Annotated in this window: 16 protein-coding genes; 12 read left to right on the plus strand and 4 right to left on the minus strand. The window is 56.5% G+C overall.

Annotated features, from left to right (window positions below; all coding sequences use genetic code 11):
- Window positions 1-73: 73 nt before the first annotated feature.
- The 7 genes from B3349_RS05540 (at window position 74) to B3349_RS05570 (ending at window position 8,911) form a co-directional block, all read left to right on the plus strand.
- Window positions 74-1,267 carry a hypothetical protein gene (locus B3349_RS05540; protein ID WP_291587108.1) on the plus strand — a complete coding sequence of 398 codons (1,194 nt, stop codon included), beginning with the start codon at window positions 74-76 and terminating at the stop codon, window positions 1,265-1,267.
- Entirely contained in the window at window positions 1,264-2,178 is a 915-nt protein-coding gene (locus B3349_RS05545; protein ID WP_291587110.1) for a hypothetical protein, read from the plus strand. Before B3349_RS05540 ends, B3349_RS05545 begins: the two co-directional genes overlap by 4 nt.
- A gap of 202 nt (window positions 2,179-2,380) precedes the next feature.
- Window positions 2,381-4,477 (plus strand): capsule polysaccharide biogenesis protein, encoded by a 2,097-nt coding sequence (locus B3349_RS05550; RefSeq protein ID WP_291587112.1) that lies wholly within the window; start codon window positions 2,381-2,383, stop codon window positions 4,475-4,477.
- A gap of 41 nt (window positions 4,478-4,518) precedes the next feature.
- Window positions 4,519-5,979, plus strand: coding sequence for a capsule polysaccharide biogenesis protein (locus B3349_RS05555; protein ID WP_291587114.1), 1,461 nt, complete (start codon window positions 4,519-4,521; stop codon window positions 5,977-5,979).
- Complete coding sequence (locus B3349_RS05560; RefSeq protein ID WP_291587115.1) at window positions 5,980-7,188, plus strand: hypothetical protein; 1,209 nt, start codon at window positions 5,980-5,982, stop codon at window positions 7,186-7,188.
- An 83-nt stretch (window positions 7,189-7,271) separates the two neighbouring features.
- The gene (locus B3349_RS05565; protein ID WP_291587117.1) at window positions 7,272-8,570 is read left to right on the plus strand and encodes a cytochrome P450; all 1,299 of its coding nucleotides are present in this window, start codon (window positions 7,272-7,274) and stop codon (window positions 8,568-8,570) included.
- Window positions 8,567-8,911 (plus strand): hypothetical protein, encoded by a 345-nt coding sequence (locus B3349_RS05570; RefSeq protein ID WP_291587119.1) that lies wholly within the window; start codon window positions 8,567-8,569, stop codon window positions 8,909-8,911. Before B3349_RS05565 ends, B3349_RS05570 begins: the two co-directional genes overlap by 4 nt.
- Before the next feature lie 18 nt (window positions 8,912-8,929).
- Here B3349_RS05570 and B3349_RS05575 read toward each other — a convergent pair whose 3' ends face one another.
- On the minus strand, window positions 8,930-11,638 hold the full coding sequence (locus B3349_RS05575) for a chemotaxis protein CheW (protein WP_291587121.1): 2,709 nt from the start codon (window positions 11,636-11,638) through the stop codon (window positions 8,930-8,932).
- Between the two features lie 184 nt (window positions 11,639-11,822).
- On the opposite strand from B3349_RS05575, the gene B3349_RS05580 reads away from it, so the two are divergent.
- Entirely contained in the window at window positions 11,823-12,635 is an 813-nt protein-coding gene (locus tag B3349_RS05580; RefSeq protein ID WP_291587122.1) for an SOS response-associated peptidase, read from the plus strand.
- Between the two features lie 176 nt (window positions 12,636-12,811).
- On the opposite strand, the gene B3349_RS05585 is transcribed toward B3349_RS05580, so the two are convergent.
- A complete protein-coding gene (locus B3349_RS05585; RefSeq protein ID WP_291587124.1) occupies window positions 12,812-13,366 on the minus strand; it encodes an NUDIX hydrolase in 555 nt (184 codons plus the stop codon).
- Window positions 13,367-13,566: 200 nt separating this feature from the next.
- Window positions 13,567-14,268, minus strand: a complete 702-nt coding sequence (locus tag B3349_RS05590; protein ID WP_291587125.1) for a fumarylacetoacetate hydrolase family protein — start codon at window positions 14,266-14,268, stop codon at window positions 13,567-13,569.
- Between the two features lie 138 nt (window positions 14,269-14,406).
- Here B3349_RS05590 and maiA point away from each other — a divergent pair, with 138 nt between their 5' ends.
- The gene (gene maiA / locus B3349_RS05595) at window positions 14,407-15,078 is read left to right on the plus strand and encodes a maleylacetoacetate isomerase (protein ID WP_291587127.1); all 672 of its coding nucleotides are present in this window, start codon (window positions 14,407-14,409) and stop codon (window positions 15,076-15,078) included.
- A gap of 75 nt (window positions 15,079-15,153) precedes the next feature.
- Window positions 15,154-16,035, plus strand: a complete 882-nt coding sequence (locus B3349_RS05600) for a purine nucleoside phosphorylase YfiH/LACC1 family protein (RefSeq protein ID WP_291587129.1) — start codon at window positions 15,154-15,156, stop codon at window positions 16,033-16,035.
- Between the two features lie 291 nt (window positions 16,036-16,326).
- Here the strand turns inward: B3349_RS05600 and B3349_RS05605 are convergent, their stop codons facing one another.
- Window positions 16,327-16,686, minus strand: a complete 360-nt coding sequence (locus B3349_RS05605) for a hypothetical protein (RefSeq protein WP_291587242.1) — start codon at window positions 16,684-16,686, stop codon at window positions 16,327-16,329.
- Window positions 16,687-16,898: 212 nt separating this feature from the next.
- On the opposite strand from B3349_RS05605, the gene B3349_RS05610 reads away from it, so the two are divergent.
- Together B3349_RS05610 and B3349_RS05615 are read left to right on the plus strand one after the other, a co-directional pair.
- A complete protein-coding gene (locus tag B3349_RS05610) occupies window positions 16,899-18,593 on the plus strand; it encodes a PHA/PHB synthase family protein (RefSeq protein ID WP_291587131.1) in 1,695 nt (564 codons plus the stop codon).
- A gap of 137 nt (window positions 18,594-18,730) precedes the next feature.
- Window positions 18,731-19,909: an acetyl-CoA C-acetyltransferase gene (locus tag B3349_RS05615; RefSeq protein WP_291587133.1), complete on the plus strand. Its 1,179-nt coding sequence runs from the start codon at window positions 18,731-18,733 to the stop codon at window positions 19,907-19,909.
- Window positions 19,910-20,064: the final 155 nt, after the last annotated feature.

A 20,064-nucleotide genomic window follows, 5' to 3' on the forward strand; every position in this document is an offset into this window, starting at 1 on the left:
GCTGCCCATAATATTCAGGCCGCTATTTCCTTTCCTCCTGTGTCATAAGATGTTGAAAAAAATAATAACCCTGTTGAAGTTCATTAGCCTCAAGTGGGGGAGAGGGCGTGATAAACCAGAGGTGGACGCTGAATGCTCGTTTGTGTTTATTGATAATAAATTCGAGAATTTTTTCGAGCAAATAAAGATTTTTTTTGATTCGGGATTTTTAGATGCAAAGAAAACAGTATTAATTGTAAAATTTTATAATTCAAATTATCATAACATCGATACCGTTGCAAAGAAGCTTGGTCTTAGGGTGATATTTTATTTATTTTATAGACAAATTCCTAGCTTGAATGGACGAGTGATTTTTTATCCTTATAACGCACAATCAAATTGCCGTTTGATTCTAAATCGCAGTGCATGCCATGTTTTTCTGACTCATGGGGAAAGTAATAAGAAGGCAAGTGTCAACCGGATGGCTCGTCTTTATGATTATGTGCTGGCTGCAGGAGATATTTCATCTCAACGGTATGTGAAAGGTGGTGTATTTACTCGTCAGGACATTGAGGCCGGGCGTGTGATTCGCGTTGGTGCGTCACTAAGTGCAAAATGCCTCGAGTATACAACGAATGCTGGAAGTCCTTGCCTTGTTTATATGCCAACCTGGGAGGGAGGGCTTGATGAAGAGAACTTCTCCAGTATTGCGTGCCAAAATATTGCAAGCATACTCTGGAATATATTGCAAGGGCTAAATATAAAAAAAATCTTAATCAAATGCCATCCCAACACGGGGGGGAGAATTCGTACATATAAATCAGCACTTGCACTTTTAATAAATTCCTTGATGGAAAAAGATATTGATGTCTATGTGGATCCGAATTCGGAAAAATTTTTAAAAAAATATCCTGAATTGCAGCGTAGAGTTAATTCTGATTGTTCTAGATTAAATGTCCTCTGGGGTGTTGTTGATGTCTCTGCTGCCGAATTTATGCTTGCAGCAAAGAAAATTCCAACAATTGTTCTTCTTCGACAGAGAAATCAATGCTTTGCCACCTCCGAATATATGCGTATGCGGCATGACGCATTAATCGATATGGATGGAGTAATTGAAGTCAATGCTGCTATTGAATATTTAAGAAACTCGACCCAGGAAGATGAGTTTATGCTGAAGGCATTCCAAAAGGAAGAGTACCTTTGCTCCAAAACTACCAAAGAGATGGCAGAGATATTGATTGCGAAATTTCACAATGAAATGCGCATTGGAAATATGGAGATGATATGAAATATTTATGGATATTGATTACCTGTTTTTTTATGCGGTCATCGTTGGCTGGAAATGATGCAGACTCTCTTGGAGAGTGTTTTCCCAACGAAAAGACGATAACGCAATCTTTTACTATTGACAATAAAGCAAATGAATCGTTTGGGCAAACGCTAAAAAAGATATCGCAGAATCCTGATGTTTTTGGTGCAATCATTAGCCATTATCCGGGGACAGTAGGTACGTTGCGCGCCAAGGATTGGACCCCCCCTCTGGATATCATTGGACACCAAGGGCTTGCCATCCAATATATTAACAACGAGCGGTATTTTTGGGGTTCCCTGAATGAGGATTACTCATCCGATCCAGGGGCTTACGCAATTCGGTATAAGTTGGAGGGAGGGGCGGTCAATTCAGTTGAATTCTTTAAAATTTTTTCTGATAGAAATACGAAGCAGCCCACTTCGCCGACAATCAGTGCAGATGGAAAATATTTGATTGTTCAAATGGTGCGAAAAAATGAATATGAGATACGCTCATTTAATCTAGATATGTTGTCGCACGAAGGTGACTTTTCAAATTCTTACTCCCATCATTTCATCTTGAAAAGAGAACGGCAGAAGAATGGACCGTATGCCGCGCAAGCGCTGGCCAGCGACGGGGCACGCATTTTTATGCTAATGGGTTCTTTTAAGGTTGATGAAATTAATATCTTAAATATTTATACTATTTCTGGAGCGTTTATTGAATCTGTCCCATTGAGATTTGGTGAAGAACGTGCCAGAAATACCGGTAAAGGTACTCATTATGAGCCAGAAGGCCTTACATGGCTGAAGACGGCCAAAGGCAGTGAGCTCATTCTGCAGGTAGCCGCAGGGGATGGAAAGAACCGCAGCTGCTTGCTTTACGGAACGGGTATCCATGCGCAATGAATTTCGCATAAATGGACTAGCACGATGTTTTTCTACTTCAGCGTTTCGTCGACATGGATAGCTTTTCAAGAATTTCTGGAATTCGGGTGAGATAAATGGATATATTGCAATCGATCCTGGAAATTGGATTGGCAGGACAGGCTGGGTGTGCTTTGCCTATCAAGGCCATGACGAATCCACTGTATGTGGAGGCCATCTGAATATGCGTTTGGGAATCTTTTCGCAAGGCATTGCGCGCATCCCTTTTCTCTCAACGCTGGCTGGTGCCACCGTGCACAGGCTTCGCGTGTGGCCTTCCATTGCCGTGGATGCGGTGGCCGGGTGGGGCTTACGCCCAAGCACCGCCCGCGCAAGAGCCTATGCCCATAAGCAGTGCCTTTCTTATGTGGCACTGGAGGATGGGTTTCTGCGCTCTTTTGGTACAGGCGAGACATGCCCGCCTTTGGCTTTGGTGCGTGATGAACTGGGGATCTATTACGACTGCACCAGGCCAAGTGCTTTGGAAAATCTGCTAAATAGCGATCAGGGCTTGCAAGGCGTGGGGATGGCTGCAAGCAGTGGTGCACGTGCACAACTGCTGCGAGCGAAACTTAGCAAGTACAACCATGCTCCATTATTGAGACCAGAGCAACTGTGTGGGAATGACGTTGCCAAGGTATTGGTGGTAGATCAGACCTATGGCGATATGAGCGTTGCCTTGGGCGGGGCTGATGAAAGGTCTTTTCAAAACATGGTGCAGGCTGCGCTTTCTGAGAATGTGGGAGCGGCAATTTATGTGAAAACCCACCCAGAAGTCTCATCAGGACGCAAAGCCGGATATCTAACCAATCTGAAGACGGATTTGGCCCAGCGCATAGTGGTTCTACGCGATGCCGTGAATCCAATCAGCTTGATCGAGCAGATGGATAAGGTATATGTAGTCAGCTCCACCATGGGATTTGAAGCCTTATTAGCAGGTAAGCCCGTGAGCTGCTTTGGTGTGCCATGGTATGCGGGATGGGGTGTCACGGATGACAGACAGCCAGATCATCCTGCCATGTTGCGCCGTTCCGCAAGGCGTGGAATCAGCCGCTCTGTAGACGATTTATTTGCAGCGGCATACATGCAGTACACGCGTTATCTAAATCCTGAAACGCATCAAGCAGGCGATATTTCTGATGTGATGGCATGGTTGCAGCGGCAACAAAAAATGGCACAGCGGTTTAATGGCCGCATGATTGTCGTGGGTTTCCGGCGTTGGAAAGCTGCGAATGTTCGATCCATGCTGTCACTCCATCCTGGCAGGGTCATCTTCGTCAAAAACGCCTCAGCTGCAGCGGCATTGCTGCCAGAGGACTGTGATTGCCTTGTGTGCTGGGGTAGGGTACCGCCGGCTGGTCTGGCCGAGCTTGCCAAGCAAAGCGGTTCGCGTTTGCTTCGTATGGAGGATGGATTTATACGCTCAGTGGGCCTTGGTTCAGACCTTATTCCTCCACAGTCATTTGTGCTGGACGCAAAAGGGATTTATTTTGATCCATCCCAGCCTTCTGACTTGGAGGTTTTGCTAAATGAGCATACTTTCATTCAAGAAGATTTGGATCGTGCTGAGTCTGTGCGAAAGACTATTATTGAGCATGGTATTACTAAGTATAATATTGAGCCTTTGATCCCAGTGCAGTGGGGGATTGAAGGTGTTAATCGCCAAGTTGTTTTGGTTCCTGGGCAAGTCGAGGATGATGCATCCATCCGTTCCGGGTGTGATTGTGTTAACGGAGTGCATACGAATGCTGGTTTGTTAAGCGCTGCACGCAAGCAATTTCCCAACGCCTTTATTGTGTATAAACCACACCCAGATGTAACAAGTGGGAATCGCAGTGGAAAACTAGCGATGACTGAAGCGCTGCAATGGGCTGATCATGTGGAAATGCATGCATCCGTTGTGAGCTGTATCGAGGGATGCGATACGGTGGTGACCATGACATCATTAACTGGCTTTGATGCACTGCTGCGTGAAAAGCAAGTTGTTGTATATGGACGCCCTTTCTATGCGGGTTGGGGGCTGACTCAAGACATGCTACCCATTCCTCGGCGATCACGCGCGTTAAGTTTGAATGAGTTGGTAGCATGTGCTTTATTGCATTATCCTTTGTATTGGGATCCTGTTTTGAAGGGTTACACCAGCTGTGAGGCGGTTCTGTTGCAGATTGTAAATAAACGTGATCGTTTGATTCGCACAGGAAATATGGAGAAATTGCGTGCAGGTTATTTTAGACGGCAGTTTAGAAAACTAATGGTATTATTTAGGTTGATCAGAAATTGAATTAGATAGATTGTATTTAAAATAGTGCTATAAGAATTAATATGAACAAGCCCAGTTTCCACGGTAAAAAAGTACTTTTTTTGCAAGGTCCAGTCGGTCCATTTTTCTGGAATCTATCAAAGGATATGAAATCGAAAGGGGCAGACGTATATAAATTCAATTTCAATGCGGGAGACTGGTTATTTTTCCGGGAAAATGCCAATTCATTTAGAGGTGATTTGACTGAATGGCCTGAGGTTTTAGGGAAATTTATAAAAGAAAAAAGTATTGATGTAATCATCCTTTTTGGAGACTGTCGGCCTGTGCACGCTTGTGTAAGAGGCTTGGCTCAAGAATTGGGTTGCGCCGTCGGTGTTTTTGAAGAAGGATATTTGCGACCAGACTATGTCACTTTTGAGCCGGTAGGGGTAAATGGCAACTCTGAATTTTCACAAAGCCTTGCCCCGTGGCTTGTGCAGCAGGCACTTTCAAAAGAAGCAGATAATAAAGAATATAAAATCAATATAGAATCAAAAAGCATTCCAGTTGGCAATACGTATTGGTATGCTGCGCGTTGGGGTATGCTATATTTTTTTGTTTCCTGGATATCTCAATGGTTCTGGAATAATACTTTGCATCACCGTCAAATGTCTGTACTGGATGCTCCTTGGTGGTGCTTGTCATATGGCCGTAAGATTTGGTACAAAATAAAGGAAAAAGGAGTGGAGGAAAAGCTGTGTGGCGAATTTCGTCACCGGTTCTTTTTGATTCCTTTGCAGGTACATAATGATTCGCAAATTACGGTACATTCTGATTTTGATTCAGTCTGCAATTTTGCGGATTATGTAATGAGATCTTTTTCCAAGGCATTAATCGACGAGCAGAAAGAATTATTGCCCAAAGATGCTCTTTCGATTTCAGATGCTGTGCTGGTTTTTAAACATCACCCGATGGACCGAGGTCATAGAAATTATGGAAGAGCGCTCAAGCTATTGACACGTCGTTATGGCTTGGAAGGTAAGATTATTTATATCCATGATCAGCATCTACCTGCTTTGTTGAAGGCAACGCGAGGGGTGGTTCTTGTCAACAGTACCGTCGGTTTGTCTGCACTCCAACATGGTGCCCCCGTCAAGGTGTGCGGAACTGCGCTGTACGATATGCCTGGATTGACTTTTCAAGGCCGGTTGCGCGATTTTTGGCACATGACTGGACAGGCAATTCCGGATGCAGAAGAGTTGAAGCGGTTTAAGCAAGCACTTATTCGCCGCACGCAGCTTAATGGGAGCTTTTACAAAAAAATGTCACAGGTTGAATGGCAGTGCGGTGTTGCTCTTGATGGTCAAATGGCCGAGCGGCTATGGCCGGCTGCTGTTTCAGCATTCCAGAAGCCTTCGTCCCAATTTCTAAAATCGCCAATGTTAGCTCCGGCAAAAATGTCTTCTGATGGGGTATGGGTTGTCAGACCTACCGGGGGCCAAGGAAAAGTCGAAGAGCAGGACACTTTGAGCGTGGAGTCCTAGATGCCGTACCAGCAAGAAGAGGCTAAGCTGCCTTCAAAAAATGAACGGTTAATACTTTTTGTCGGTGGGTATGATCCACGCGGTGCGCGGCATTATCACCAAATTATGCAACGTGAGTCTTTGAAGCAGAGCGAAGTATCACAGAAAAATTACAAAATAGGCAATCGCCATCGTTGGGAGCCAGGTTTGGAAGAAGGACTCTTCCATTCCCAATGGACTGTTAGCAATGAGCAAGGGCAAACCAGTGACTATGTGTTTGTAGACTGGTCAGATTTGGTGCGTCAGAGTTGGTCTTCACGGATTGCGGATGTTTTGTTGCAAGGAATGAAGACGTATCGTTTGATATTTCTCAACAAAAGCCTATTGCGCCCGTTGTTTAAAGCGACACCCTATGTAATTTGGACGTTGGCGTATCCTTTGATGTATATGCTGCTCTGCTTGGTACTTGCAGTTATCGCAATAACAGTGTTTTATAAAATCAACCCTGGATGGATTGGCTTTGCAAGCGGTACATTAGGTGGCGCTGTTATTTTATGGATTGGATATGTGCTTGATAAAAGGCTACATATTAGCTGGTTACTTAGAATATTGAATTTTGCAAAAAAAGAAGCTGAACAGCCGCTGCACGAGATTAAAGACCGCTTCGAGAGGACAGCAAAAATTGTTGCGAGGCAGGTCATCCTGGGTGACTATAAAGAAGTTATCGTGATCGGTTTTAGTGTCGGCAGTGCTGTAGCGGTTTCTTTTTGGCAAGCGATCCGTGAAGAATTTATTTCAAAAGGTTATCCTAAACAAAAAATCAATTTTCTGACACTGGGTAATTGCATTCCATTATTCTCGCTTATGCCAGGAGCGGACAGGATGCGCCGCAATTTATTTGATTTGGCTAAAGATGAGAGCTCTTATTGGATCGATATTTCATCTCCTGGCGACAGTGTAAGTTTTGGTATGTGTGATCTGCTGGCGTTGAGTTTTCCCAAGCAGGACAGCATAGTGATGGCAGGTTGTGTCAACCCTAGACATATGTGCAGCCCACGTTTTCACAAGCTGTTCACGTCATCGACCTACCGTTGGATGAGGCGCAACAAAATGCGGATGCACTTTCAATATCTGATGGCATCTGAGTTACCCGGTGCATATGATTATTTTGAGTTGCTCACTTGTAAAGATCCGTTACCAGATTTTATTGAAAAGAGATTGGTCCGATGACACGGTTTTGTCCTGTTTATCCAAAGCCTCATTCTGAGAAAGTATCCAAGCTGAGCTTGTTCTGGCATGCCCGACGCTCCTGGATGGATGCGTTGTACGAGCGCAGTTACACCATGCAGATGGGCGAAGTGCACTTGCCAGGCGTAGATCTGTACATGCTCAATGACACGGAGCAGGTCAAGCGCGTCATGCAAACAGAGGCCGAGAATTTTCCCAAGAGCCACTTGCTGCATGAGTCATTGGAGCCGCTGTTGGGCGATAGCATTTTCACTACCAATGGTGAGCAGTGGAAGCGCCAGCGCACGATGATGAATTCTGCGTTTGAGCAGGCGCGTTTGCATGTGGCTTTCCCACGCATGTTGGATGCAGCCATGGCCATGCTGGAGCGGCTTGATGCCTTGAAGGATGGTGAGGAATACGATATCGAAGTGGAGATGACCCACGTCACCGCGGATATCATTTTTCGTACGATTTTTTCAACTCCTCTGCAGGGTGCGGATGCTTACCGCGTTTTTGCTGCATTTGCACGTTACCAGGCATTGGCTCCCAGGCTCATGTTGCCAGCCCTGTTTGGTGTGCGCTGGTTGCGACTTCCATGGCTGAAGTGGCAGAGCAATCAGGCTGCTAAGGAAATCAGGACGCTGTTGGTGGAGATTGTCCGCCCTCGCTATGAAGCATATGCGCGCGGCGAAGATCAAGGCCAAGAGGATATCTTGACTGCGTTCATGCGTGCACGAGATCCGCAGACTGGTGAGCCATTCTCCTTTGAAGAGCTGATCAACCAAGTGGCAATGCTGTTTTTGGCAGGACATGAAACCTCGGCCAGCGCGTTGACGTGGACTTGCCATTTGTTGGCAAAATCTCCCGATATTCAAGAGCGGGCTTTCAGCCAGATTCAAAGCTTGCTTGGCGAGCGTGCTCCAGAACAGACGGATATGAAAAATCTCCCTCTTCTTTGGAACATTTTTCGTGAATCTTTGCGCCTTTTCCCGCCGGTAGGATTTTTTGCCCGAGAGAGCGCACAAGGTTGCCCTATCCGCGGTAAACAGGTCAAGGCAGGAAGTACCGTGGTAATTGCTCCATGGCTGCTGCAGCGACACCGCAAATGGTGGCAGAACCCGGATGCATTCGACCCTGATCGATTTGATCGTGAAGAGAGCAAGCAGGCGATTAAGCACACCTATATGCCTTTTAGCATGGGGCCGCGCGTTTGTTTAGGGGCTGCGTTTGCGTTGCAAGAAGCAGTGCTGATTCTGGCCTGTCTTCTGCGCCACTATGAGTTGCTGCCTGTGGATGGGCATGAACCGCAGCCGGTGGGGCGTCTGACGATTCGTTCGGAAAATGGTGTCCGAGTTCTGTTGCGTAAAAGGATCAGTGGGTGAAAGAGCGTTTGGCAGGTTTTGCTCTGATGTGTGCCATGGTGCCCATGGCGATCATGGGATATCTGGTGCTGTGGTGGGTCGGTTTGTGTGGAAACACCGAGCGAGGGCGGGCAGGCGTGCGCGCCCTCGATCATTTCGTCAATGCGACAGTGTTCAATGGCTACGCCTGGGAGAGCGTGTCATCCCATGCATGGCGGGTGCGTGAAAAACGTTGGGCACGCTTTGTCATCTGGTTCACTGACCATTTTCAGGAGAATCATTGCCAGCGGGCGAACAAGAGAGAGCAACCCATCGTGGACCTGGCCCTGCGCAAGGGCCTGGAAAAGCGCACGATCGAATAAGACGTTCAGGCAGCGATGTTAGGCAGTGGGCAAACCACTGCCCAAAGAAGCTGCAGTGCCATTCGCCTGCCCCTGCAGCGTGTGCAGCAGGGCCGCTGCACTGATGCACTGGATCAGCAGGCTGCCGCCATTGGCCTTGACCAAGGCATCCACCAGCCGGTGCTGGGAGGGCGCCATGGCAGGTGCCGGGATGACCTGGCTGTCGGCAAAGCGGGCCACGCCCTGCAGGTCGCTGACCAGCAGGCCCAGGCGGCGCCCGGCATGCTCCAGCACGATGACCTGGCTTTGCGCGGTGACCCGAGTGGGCTTGCCGTGCAGCAGGGCGTTCAGGTCAAACACCCAGACATAGCCGGTCAGCGCGCCGCGGCTGCGGCGGGCCATGGTGCCCACGCAGTGGGGAATTCGGCCGGCCGATACCGGGGCGATGGCCGCAGCGGGCAGGGCTTCGAGCACGCAGGCGGCGTCCAGGGCCATCAGGCTGCTGCCGACGAAGAAGGTGGCCATCTCGCGCAATTGGTGCTGCCCGGCCTGGGCGGGTGCCATGGAGTCGATGTAGGTGCTGCGGCGGCGCACGGCGGCGATGGCGTCTTCCTGCTCGGCCCCGAAAGGCTGTACGGCCACGGCCAGCACGTCTTCGCGGTAGCCGTCGCTGCGCTTGAATTCGCGGTAGCCGCTGCCTGCCGTGGCGGCCACGATGCAGTACTGGCCGGCATGCACCATGGCGCGTGCGGCACTCTGCCCGGCAGGCAGCTGCAGCAGGTCGGCTGGCAGGGGCATACGGCTGCCCACAGGCTGGGCCGTGTCGGTGGAGGCCAGCACCTGGCCCTGGCGGTCCAGGTAGAGCACGCGGGTGGCGCTGTCAGCGGTAGCAGCGTTGTGCGGCGCGGCACTGTCCAGCATGGACTGCAGCTCGCGTTCGGCATTGAAGACCAGACCGATGCCGCCAAGCACCTGTCCGTCGTCGCTGCGCAAGGCTGCGTGGTAGGCATAGGTGGGGGCCTGGCTGCTTTCGAGGGCGCTGGGCCGCCAGGGGCTGACGTGGTAGGCCTGCGGGCCGGACAGGGCCAGCACCTGGGTGAGCGTGTCGGCCTCGATGCTCTGGCCCAGCAGGGGATGCTGCAGGGCGTCGTCGATGGAGCGGAGCCCGCCGGTGGGTGCCCCAGCGGGTGTTTCGCCCCGCAAGCTGGAGGCTACGATGCGGCCACTGCGGTCGTACACCACCAACTGGCTGTAGACGGTGTAGAGGCTGTGAATGTGGCTGAGCTGGGCACAGACCTGCTGCACCTGGGCGTCCGTGGCCTGGTTGCGTTGCACGGCCAGCAACAGCGCTGGCAGCTGGGGTGTCAGCGCCCACCAGCGGCAATCGTTGGCCCGTTCGTACAGGTTGCGGTCCAGCAGGTCCACCAGCAGGCGGCTGAGCAGGGTGTTGTCGCGCAGGGCTGCGTTCAGCACCGTGTCGTACAGCGCGCGGATGGACTGGGTGAACACCTCATTGGTGCGCGCCCCTGTCTCGCCGATCTGCTCCAGCACGGCCTGCAGACGGGTGCCGTCGCTGCCGTTGTCGGGCGTGTCGCCGGCAGTCATCACCTGGCCATTCCAGACCACGCGGCGGATGGTGTCCGCCGCCGTGATGATGGCATGCAGCGGCGGGCAAAAACGGTGGGCATGGGCCAACAGACCCTGGGCCACATAAGGGTCCAGCTGTTCCAGCAGATGCTGGCTCTGGTTGGCAAAGGCCTGCTCCACCGGAATCATGATCTGGCCTTGCCAGCCTTCAGGGCCAGGGTAGCCCTGGTAGCCGGCCGACGCGGCAGTCTGCACCAGATAGGTGCGTCCTGCATGAATATGCAGACTGGGTGCACTGTCGCGGTACGTTGGGACAGGGCTGTTGGCACCAATCCAGTGCGGATCGCTGCTGGCCAGCACCTGGCCGCTCCCGTTGACCAGCAGGCCCACGCTGCGCACGCCATTGTTGCTGCCTTGCAGGCCTGCGGCACGTGCCCCGAAGATGCCGCGCATTTCGCCATCGAAATCAAAGCTGAGGCACAGCACGCCAATGGGTTCACCCGTCTGTGGGTGCAGCATGCGCTGGGAATAGATCAGCGCGTGGGTCTGGTGGGGACGCAGGTCGGTGGCGCGGAAGGTCTCCACATAGCTGCTGCTTTGCAGCGTGTGCGCCAGCAGCGGGTCCTGGCTGCCTTCCACGGGCGAGTCGCCATCGGTCTGGGCCAGCACCGTACCGTCCAGGCCTACGAGCAAGATCTCGTTATAGACCGTGTACTTGCTGCGGTAAGCGCGCAGGCGCTCCTGCACGCCCACACCGTCGGCCAGCCCGGCCACGTAGCGGCAGAGCATGCTGTCGGTGGCCAGAAAGCCCACGTCGGCCGTGCGTTCGTACAGGTTGCGCACCAGGGTATCGATCACGTTCTGTGCCTGTGTGGCCAGGGCGGCCATCACCCCGGTGACGGACTGATGCACCATGGAGTGCACCAGATCCTGTTCCAGTTGCTCAAAGCCGGCACGCGTGGCGGCCATCATCGGAAGGATCGCATGCGCTTCCTGCGGGCAGTTCATCTTGGCTGACGATTCGATCAGCCGCCACATCAGGTTCAGCTCGCGCAGCGAAGCCTCGCAGCGCGTGACATTCCGCATATATGGGATGAAGGCATCGGTGTGCAGCTGGGGGACTGCAGAAGATGCGGCGGCATTGTGGCTGGAGGTCGTCATACGGGTCCTTGTCTCTTGTTGGTGTGTGCCTCGGTACGCGTGATCTGCATCAGCAAAAGCCGGGCCCGGGGTAAACCCATGTCAAGAAACTGCCAGCAATGTCAGCAGCAGGTGGTGGGCGATATCGCGGGTTTTGTGGCCGTGCCGTGTTCGAGCGCCGCCAAGACCCTTACCATCGGCGCCTATGAGTTCCCAGTACGAAAACCTGCCCCAGCCGGGCGATTACGCCGCCTTCTTCAAAGTGAGTCCTGTGGAGGTGCCTGCGGAGCGCCTGGTCCGTGCCAACCGCCTCAGCGGCATGGTCCGCGCCGTGGCACAGCCCGTGTCGTCGGACGCTACGGTGGCCGATGTGGTGTCCGTGGCAGGTGGTGCAGCCGAGGCCGCGCCCCTTCCGGAGTCGACCGTGGCTGTTGCCTCCGATGCGGTGCCTGCGGCCAAACCCAAGGCCCCTCCCGTGCAGCGCGAATGGGTGCAGGCACAGTTCGGTTTTGTGGCGCACTGGGTCAAATCCGCATCCGATGCCCGGCTGCGTGCGCCCAAGCAACTGGTGGCGCGCAACGACACGGTATCCACTGTGCAGGCCTACCGTGACGCATGGTTGGCCGGGCAGCGCTGCATCATTCCAATGCAGGCGTTCTTCGAAGACGATCTGCGCAGCGGCAAACCCGTGTCCACCCGCATCTCGCGCGTGGATGGCGAGCCTATGGGCGTGGCCGGGGTGTGGTCCCGTTGGCAGGATCCGGACAGCGGCGCGGAGCTGATCAGCTATGCCATCCTGACCGTGAACGCCAACAGCCATGCGCTGATGCACCGCTACCAGCACCCGGGCAGCGAAAAGCGCATGCCGGCGATTCTGAACGAAGGCTCGTACGACGCCTGGCTGACTGCCCGCCAGGACAAGGCGCGCGAGTTTTTGCGTGCCTATCCGTCCAACTGGTTGACGGCCAACCCGGTGGAGCGCAAGCAAGACAAGAAGCCCAAAGGCTGGCTGGGCTGAAGAGGCCATTCAACGCGGTACAGGGGATCGCCACGGACCGCTGTGCCGCGGCCGTCGCCGCCAGATTGCAAGTTCCTGCCACGGTGTACCCAGGGCAGTGCCCGGCGTTAGGTGGGCGTACATGAAAAAGCCCGCAGGATTCCGGCGGGCTGGTGCAGACGGTTGTGAGTGGACGATCAGACCAGATCGATGGCGTGCACCTGGTCGCTCATGCCGTTGTCGCGGTCGGCAAACCAGCGCTGCAGCGTGGTGCTCACGGTGCGAAAAGCAATTTCGTCCCAGGGAATATCTTCTTCGCGGAAGAACCGTGCCTCAATCGTTTCGGGGCCCGGGTTGAGTGCTTCGCTCAGCACTTCGGCGGTGTAAAACAGGTGCACCTGGCCTACGCGCGGCACATTGATGACGGAAAACAGCCGCCCCATGCGGATCTGGGCGCCGGCTTCCTCATCCGTCTCGCGTGCTGCGCCCTGGCTGGTGGTTTCATCCAGTTCCATGAAGCCGGCCGGCAGCGTCCATTTGCCCCAGCGTGGCTCGATGTTGCGCTTGCACAGCAGCACGCGGCCATCGGCCAGCACGGGAATGGTGCCCACCACGTTCAGCGGGTTCTCATAGTGGATGGTGGCGCATTGCGGGCAGACGGCGCGGGCACGGGTGTCGCCGTCGTCGGGTACGCGGTAGGTCACGGCATGGCCGCATTCACGGCAGAACTTGATGGGGCTGCGCAAGATCATGTCTGGAATATAGGAAAAATGGCACTGTGATGCTTGCGGGGTGAAGATTGCCAGCTATCAAAACATGAGTTTTAGGCGGCATTGGCGTTCACGGATTGCACACAGGGCCCGGTCGACCGCTGGTCTGCATGGAGACCAACGCGAAGCCCGGCGTACAGCACGGCCGTACGCCGGCGTCTACAGGGCGGCCCGGGCTGCGTTTATGCCATGCGCACGCGGATGGACTCCAGTCCGTCCACGCCGCCCGCCATCACATCGCCACGCACCACGGCACCCACGCCTTCGGGCGTGCCGGTCATGATCAGGTCGCCGGGTTGCAGCTCCCAGGCTTGCGACAGGATGGCCACGGTCTCGGCAATGTTCCAGATCAACTGGTCCACATTGCTGCGCTGGCGGTCGGCGTCGTTCACCTGCAGCCAGATGCCCGCCGTGGCCACGTCACCCGCCTGAGCGACTGGAGTGATAGGGCCGATGGGGGCGCTGTAGTCGAAGCCCTTGCCAATGCACCAGGGACGGCCCTGCTTCTTCATCTCGCCTTGCAGATCGCGGCGCGTCATGTCCAGACCCACGGCGTAGCCGTAGATATGTTCCAGCGCCTGGGCCACGGGAATGTCCTTGCCGCCCTTGCCAACGGCCACCACCAGTTCGATCTCGTGGTGCAGGTTGTCAGTCAGCGTGGGGTAGGGCATGTCCACCGTCTGGCCTGCGGGCACGGGCAGCACGGCATCGGCCGGCTTCATGAAGAAGAACGGCGCCTCGCGCCCGGTAAAGCCCATTTCCTTGGCGTGTTCGGCGTAGTTGCGGCCCACGCAGTAGACGCGGTGCACGGGAAAGTGCGCTTCGCTGCCGGTGACGGGCAGGCTGGCAACAGGAGCAGGGGGGAGAACGTACTGTTGGGACATGGTAGTTGGTCAATCTAGCGTGTTGTCTCGGGGCACGGGCAAAGTGGCGCTGCGGCTTTTCTGCCCTGCTTGCAGTGTGCCACGGCGCCAGCACGGTGCAGCCCAAAAGGCGACACGGCCTGCGCTATGCTGCGGCCCATGCAGCTCTACAACTACTTCCGCTCCTCGGCCTCGTTCCGTGTGCGCATTGCTCTGGCACACAAGGGGCTGCCATATGACTACCACGCCGTACACCTGGTGCATGGCGCGCAGCGGGCGCCGGACTATTTGGCGCACATGGGGGACAGCCTGGTGCCGGCCCTGGACATCGGCGGCGGTGCCGCCTGGTTGAACCAGTCCATGGCCATCATTGAATACTTGGACGAGGCCCATCCCCAGCCCAGCCTGCTGCCAGGCGATGCGCTGGCTCGTGCGCGCATCCGCGGCCTGGCGCAGATGGTGGCTTGTGACATCCACCCTTTGAACAATCTGCGGGTGCTGCGCTGGCTGGTGCATAAAGGCGGTTTGAGCGACGACACCAAGAACCTGTGGTACCACCACTGGGTGCGCCAGGGCTTGGAGGCTTTCGAGCGCGAGCTGGCGCTGCTGGCGACCGAGCGCGCGCGCCTGGATCTGGCGCCGTCCACGCTGTGCTGGGGTGACAGCCTGACCTTGGCAGACTGCTGTCTGGTGCCGCAGATCTTCAATGCCCAGCGCTTTGGCGTGCCGCTGGACGGCCTGCCTGCCACCCTGGCCGCCTATGAAGCCGCGCTGGCGCAGTCCGCTGTGCAAGCGGCGCAGCCCTCGGCCTGCCCGGATGCACAGCCTTGAACGGCGGCGTTGCGCCGAATGAGGAGCTTGATGTGGTGTGTGTGAACGAGAAAAATGACGATGCGTGAGAGTGTGATGTTGCCTGTGTCCCATCCTTGGCTGACGCCTGAATGGCCGCAGATCAAGGGTGTGCAAGCCCTGTTCACCACCCGTGCAGGCGGGGTGAGCCAAGCGCCGTTTGACAGCCTGAACCTGGGCGACCATGTGCGTGACGACCCTGCCGCGGTGGCCGCCAACCGGCATATCCTGACCGAAGCCATCCAGCGCAGCAGCCCGGGAGCGCGCCCGGTGTTCTTGCAGCAGGTGCATGGCTGCAATGTGGAGGCATTGCATGCCCACTCCGCCGACGGCACCGCAGCAGATGCCTGCGTGAGCGATCAGCCGGGCGCGGTGTGCACCATCATGGTGGCCGATTGCCTGCCGGTGCTGCTGGCCCACCGGCATGTGCCGGTGGTGGCTGCCGCCCATGCAGGCTGGCGCGGACTGGTGGGACAGGATGGTGTGGGCGTATTGGAGACAGTGTTTGCCCGTTTTGCAAGGCAGGTACAGGCACGCCAGGCGCATCCGACGCCTGCAGCCCTGCCACATGCTGTTGAAGCGATGTCGGTGCAGACGGTGGCTGACATCGCAGCCGATACCCAGGTCTGGATGGGGCCGTGTATCGGCCCCACGGCGTTCGAGGTGGGCAGCGAAGTCCGCCAGGCGTTCGTCACTGCGTCTGCGCCCGCGGCCAGTTGCTTCACCTCTGGCGCGGCGCCGGGAAAATGGTGGGCCAACCTGCCAGGACTTGCCCGCCAGCGCCTGCAGGCGCTGGGTCTGACGGGCATCTACGGAAATGACGGCAGCACGCCCTGGTGCACGGTCACCGACAGCGCCCGCTTTTTCTCCCACCGCCGTGATGCTGCAGTGCTGGGCAGCACGGGACGGATGGCCGCATGCATCTGGCTGGAAGGGTAAGCGCCTGCAGCGCGAAGCTGACGGATGTCATGCCCAACTGGCTGGGCTACCCCAGACGCAGGCCGGTGTGGCACGTGAGATTTGCAGCGAGCATGTGCCGCGAGCTGGGCTGCAGACGTTCGCAGGACGAGGCACCGTGGCGGTCCTTTGGGGAAGGATCGCAGCGATTGATCGGTGGTCCTGCGCCGGTGGGTACGCACAGTTTTCAATTGCTTGCAACTTGGCTGGGCGGCCCGGACAGACTGTGGCGTGCGCGCTGCAAGTGGCATGCCGTTGGTCGGCGTCCGTCTTTCAGGGGTGCTGTTCTGTCGGGGCGGTGGCGTTCGCTGGCCGCGCCTCGGCAGGAACAACGGGTGCGGAGCCAACTCCTGTCGTGGTCGGTGCCTCGATCGTGCCGGAGGGCATGGACTTGGTGGTGGTTGCAGGGGGCTCCTGGGCTGCATCCCAGGCCTGCTGCTCGGCTTCGCGCCGGGCTTTCAAACGGCGTTTTCGCTCGGGTGTGGCCATGATGTAGCCCACGATGGCCATGGGGAGCAGGCCATACAGCACAAACGTCACGATGCCGCCCAGCACCGACCCCACGGGGTTGGTGGCTTCGGCAATGGCCATCATCAAGGTGACGTAAAACCAGGCAATCAGGATCAGGTACATGGCGCCAAGCATAGGGCAGAGGGGGGTGTGCATGCCGAAAAACACCGTGAATCGGGCTTGATGTCTGTCAACGTCCCTCCAAGCAAGGCACAGTGCGGCGCTGGGGTGCGTTGTCAGCGCCTGCCGCCTCGGCAACAATGGATGCAAGCCCGTTGGCGACACACGGCATGGCGGGCTGACAGCGACAGCAACACCAAGGGGACAAGGCAGGCATGAATTCTGAACCTATCTGGGGCCAAAGCGCCCAGGCTTTCCAGCAGTTCTTTGGCGAGCATTGGGTCAAGACCCTGCAGTCATTCCAGCAGATCGATCCGAAGGCGCCCGGCGCCGTGCCGCCGGTGCAGTTTGAGCCGGGCAAGCTGCAGGCGCTCCAACAGGAGTACGTGCGGGAAGCCACGGCCTTGTGGGCCGCCGGCATGAAGGCCCCCGTGCCCAAGGACAAGCGCTTCAGCGCCGCACCCTGGGAACACAATCCGCTGGCGGCATTCTCGGCTGCCAGCTATGCGCTCAACGCCAAGGTGCTGACCGGCATGGCCGATGCGGTGGAGGCGGACGAAAAGACCCGCCAGCGCATCCGCTTTGCTGTGGAGCAATGGGTGGCGGCCATGGCGCCCAGCAATTTTCTGGCGCTGAACCCCGATGCCCAGCAAAAAGCCATCGAAACGCGTGGTGAAAGCATCGCCAAGGGCGTGCAGAATCTGCTGCACGACATCCAGCAGGGCCATGTGTCCATGACGGACGAAAGCGTGTTCGAGGTGGGCAAGAACGTGGCCACCACCGAAGGTGCGGTGGTGTATGAGAACGAGTACTTTCAACTGATCGAATACAAGCCGCTGACGGCCAAGGTGCATGAGCGCCCCTTCCTGATGGTGCCGCCGTGCATCAACAAGTACTACATCCTGGATCTGCAGCCCGACAATTCGCTGATCCGCTATGCCGTCAGCGAGGGGCACCGCACCTTCGTGGTGAGCTGGCGCAACCCCGATGCGGCCATGGGTGACCGTACCTGGGACAACTACATCGAAGACGCCATCCTGCGTGCCATTGCCGTGGTGCAGGAGATTGCCGATGCGCCCAAGATCAACGCGCTGGGTTTCTGTGTGGGAGGCACCATGCTGGCCACCGGCCTGGCGGTGCTGGCCGCGCGCGGAGAGCATCCGGTGGCCAGCGCCACCTTCCTGACCACGCTGATCGATTTCCACGACACCGGCATCCTGGATCTGTTCATCGACGAGAACTTCGTCAGATACCGCGAAATGCAGATGGGGCAGGGCGGGCTGATGGCAGGTCAGGACCTGGCATCCACCTTCAGTTTTCTGCGCCCCAACGACCTGGTGTGGAATTACGTGGTGGGCAACTACCTGAAGGGTGAAACCCCTCCCGCGTTCGATCTGCTGTACTGGAACAGCGATTGCACCAATCTGCCTGGTCCCTGGTACGCCTGGTATCTGCGCAACTTCTATCTGGAGAACAACATGGTGCAGCCAGGCAGGCTGACCGTGTGCGGCGAGCAGATTGATCTGCGCAAGCTCAAGCTGCCGGTGTATGTCTATGGCTCACGCGAAGACCATATCGTGCCTATCACCGCGTCCTATGCGTCCACCCAGGTCCTGCCCGGTCCCCGGCGCTTTGTGATGGGGGCCTCCGGGCATATTGCCGGGGTGATCAACCCGCCTGCCAAGAAAAAGCGCAGCCACTGGATCCGGGAGGATGGTGCATTGCCGCCCACCCATGCCCAGTGGCTGGAAGGGGCGCAAGAGCAGCCCGGCAGCTGGTGGGAAGACTGGGCCGGCTGGCTCAAAGGCCATGCTGGCAAGCAAATTGCTGCGCCCAAGCGCTACGGTCAAGGTACCAAATACAAGGAACGCATGCCAGCACCCGGCAGCTACGTGCTGCAAAAAGCCTGAGGTTTCGCTGCCGCAGCCCCGGAGGACAGGGCAGAATGCTGCGGTGCAATATCTGAAGCAGCCGCTGTACGGCCCTCGGGCTGTCATCGGCTGCGGAGCTCAACCACCCCGATACGGAAAAACACAAGAGGAAGACCATGGAAGACATCGTTATCGTTTCTGCTGTCCGCACCCCCGTTGCCAAGTTTGGTGGCGCCCTGGCCAAGGTGCCTGCCACCGAGTTGGGTGCCGTCGTCATCAAGGAGGCTCTGGCCCGTGCCCAGGTGGGCGCTGACCAGGTGGGTGAAGTGATCATGGGTCAGGTGCTGACTGCAGGTGTGGGCCAGAATCCCGCTCGCCAGGCCATGATGAAGGCCGGCGTTGCCAAGGAAACCCCGGCGCTGACCATCAACGCCGTCTGTGGCTCCGGTCTCAAGGCCGTGATGCTGGCTGCCCAGTCCGTGGCCACGGGGGACAGCGAAATCGTGGTGGCCGGTGGCCAGGAAAGCATGAGCCTGTCGCCCCACGTGCTCAATGGTTCGCGCGACGGCCAGCGTATGGGTGACTGGAAGATGAGCGACACCATGATCGTGGATGGCCTGTGGGACGTGTACAACCAGTACCACATGGGCATCACGGCCGAGAACGTGGCCAAGGAAAACAGCATCAGCCGCGAGCAGCAGGACGCGCTGGCGCTGGCTAGCCAGCAAAAGGCTGCAGCGGCTCAGGACGCTGGCAAGTTCAAGGACGAAATCGTTCCCGTGGTGATCCCGCAGCGCAAGGGCGACCCCGTGGTGTTTGCGGCCGATGAGTACATCAACCGCAAGACCAATGCCGAAGCCCTGGGCGGCCTCAAGCCTGCTTTCGACAAGGCCGGCACGGTGACCGCGGGCAATGCCTCGGGCCTGAACGACGGCGCTGCCGCCGTGGTGGTGATGAGTGCCAGCAAGGCCAAGGCCCTGGGCTTGAAGCCATTGGCCACCATCAAGTCCTATGCCACCAGCGGCCTGGACCCCGCCACCATGGGCATGGGTCCGGTGTTTGCCACCCGCAAGGCGCTGGACCGCGCTGGCTGGTCTGTAGGGGACGTGGATGTTTTTGAGCTGAACGAAGCCTTCGCAGCCCAGGCCTGCGCCGTCAACCAGGTGCTGGGCATTGATGCCGCCAAGGTCAACGTCAACGGTGGTGCCATCGCCATCGGGCATCCCATCGGTGCTTCCGGCTGCCGCGTGCTGGTGACCTTGCTGCACGAAATGCAGCGCAGCGGCGCCAAGAAGGGCGTGGCTGCGCTGTGTATCGGCGGCGGCATGGGTGTGGCCATGGCGCTGGAGCGTTAAAAGCCCGGCGGCACACGCGGCGCGATGCGCTGTCGCTGCGGCCTGGCAGCAGCCAGGCCGTGGTTCGGCACCATAGGGTATGCCCCGGTGGGCAGGGGGGGAGGGCTTCGGCTTGCCGTTTGCTCCGGTGTTGATAGCGCGAAATCCAATCTAAT

Source organism: Comamonas sp. UBA7528 (assembly GCF_002479375.1).
GTDB lineage: Bacteria > Pseudomonadota > Gammaproteobacteria > Burkholderiales > Burkholderiaceae_C > Comamonas.

Coding starts and splice junctions, on each gene's coding strand:
- B3349_RS05545 (WP_291587110.1), top strand. CDS start 1,264: ATGAAATATTTATGGATATTGATTACCTGTTTTTTTATGCGGTCATCG.
- B3349_RS05550 (WP_291587112.1), top strand. CDS start 2,381: ATGCGTTTGGGAATCTTTTCGCAAGGCATTGCGCGCATCCCTTTTCTC.
- B3349_RS05555 (WP_291587114.1), top strand. CDS start 4,519: ATGAACAAGCCCAGTTTCCACGGTAAAAAAGTACTTTTTTTGCAAGGT.
- B3349_RS05560 (WP_291587115.1), top strand. CDS start 5,980: ATGCCGTACCAGCAAGAAGAGGCTAAGCTGCCTTCAAAAAATGAACGG.
- B3349_RS05565 (WP_291587117.1), top strand. CDS start 7,272: ATGGATGCGTTGTACGAGCGCAGTTACACCATGCAGATGGGCGAAGTG.
- B3349_RS05575 (WP_291587121.1), bottom strand. CDS start 11,638: ATGACGACCTCCAGCCACAATGCCGCCGCATCTTCTGCAGTCCCCCAG.
- B3349_RS05580 (WP_291587122.1), top strand. CDS start 11,823: ATGAGTTCCCAGTACGAAAACCTGCCCCAGCCGGGCGATTACGCCGCC.
- B3349_RS05585 (WP_291587124.1), bottom strand. CDS start 13,366: ATGATCTTGCGCAGCCCCATCAAGTTCTGCCGTGAATGCGGCCATGCC.
- B3349_RS05590 (WP_291587125.1), bottom strand. CDS start 14,268: ATGTCCCAACAGTACGTTCTCCCCCCTGCTCCTGTTGCCAGCCTGCCC.
- maiA (WP_291587127.1), top strand. CDS start 14,407: ATGCAGCTCTACAACTACTTCCGCTCCTCGGCCTCGTTCCGTGTGCGC.
- B3349_RS05600 (WP_291587129.1), top strand. CDS start 15,154: ATGTTGCCTGTGTCCCATCCTTGGCTGACGCCTGAATGGCCGCAGATC.
- B3349_RS05605 (WP_291587242.1), bottom strand. CDS start 16,686: ATGTACCTGATCCTGATTGCCTGGTTTTACGTCACCTTGATGATGGCC.
- B3349_RS05610 (WP_291587131.1), top strand. CDS start 16,899: ATGAATTCTGAACCTATCTGGGGCCAAAGCGCCCAGGCTTTCCAGCAG.
- B3349_RS05615 (WP_291587133.1), top strand. CDS start 18,731: ATGGAAGACATCGTTATCGTTTCTGCTGTCCGCACCCCCGTTGCCAAG.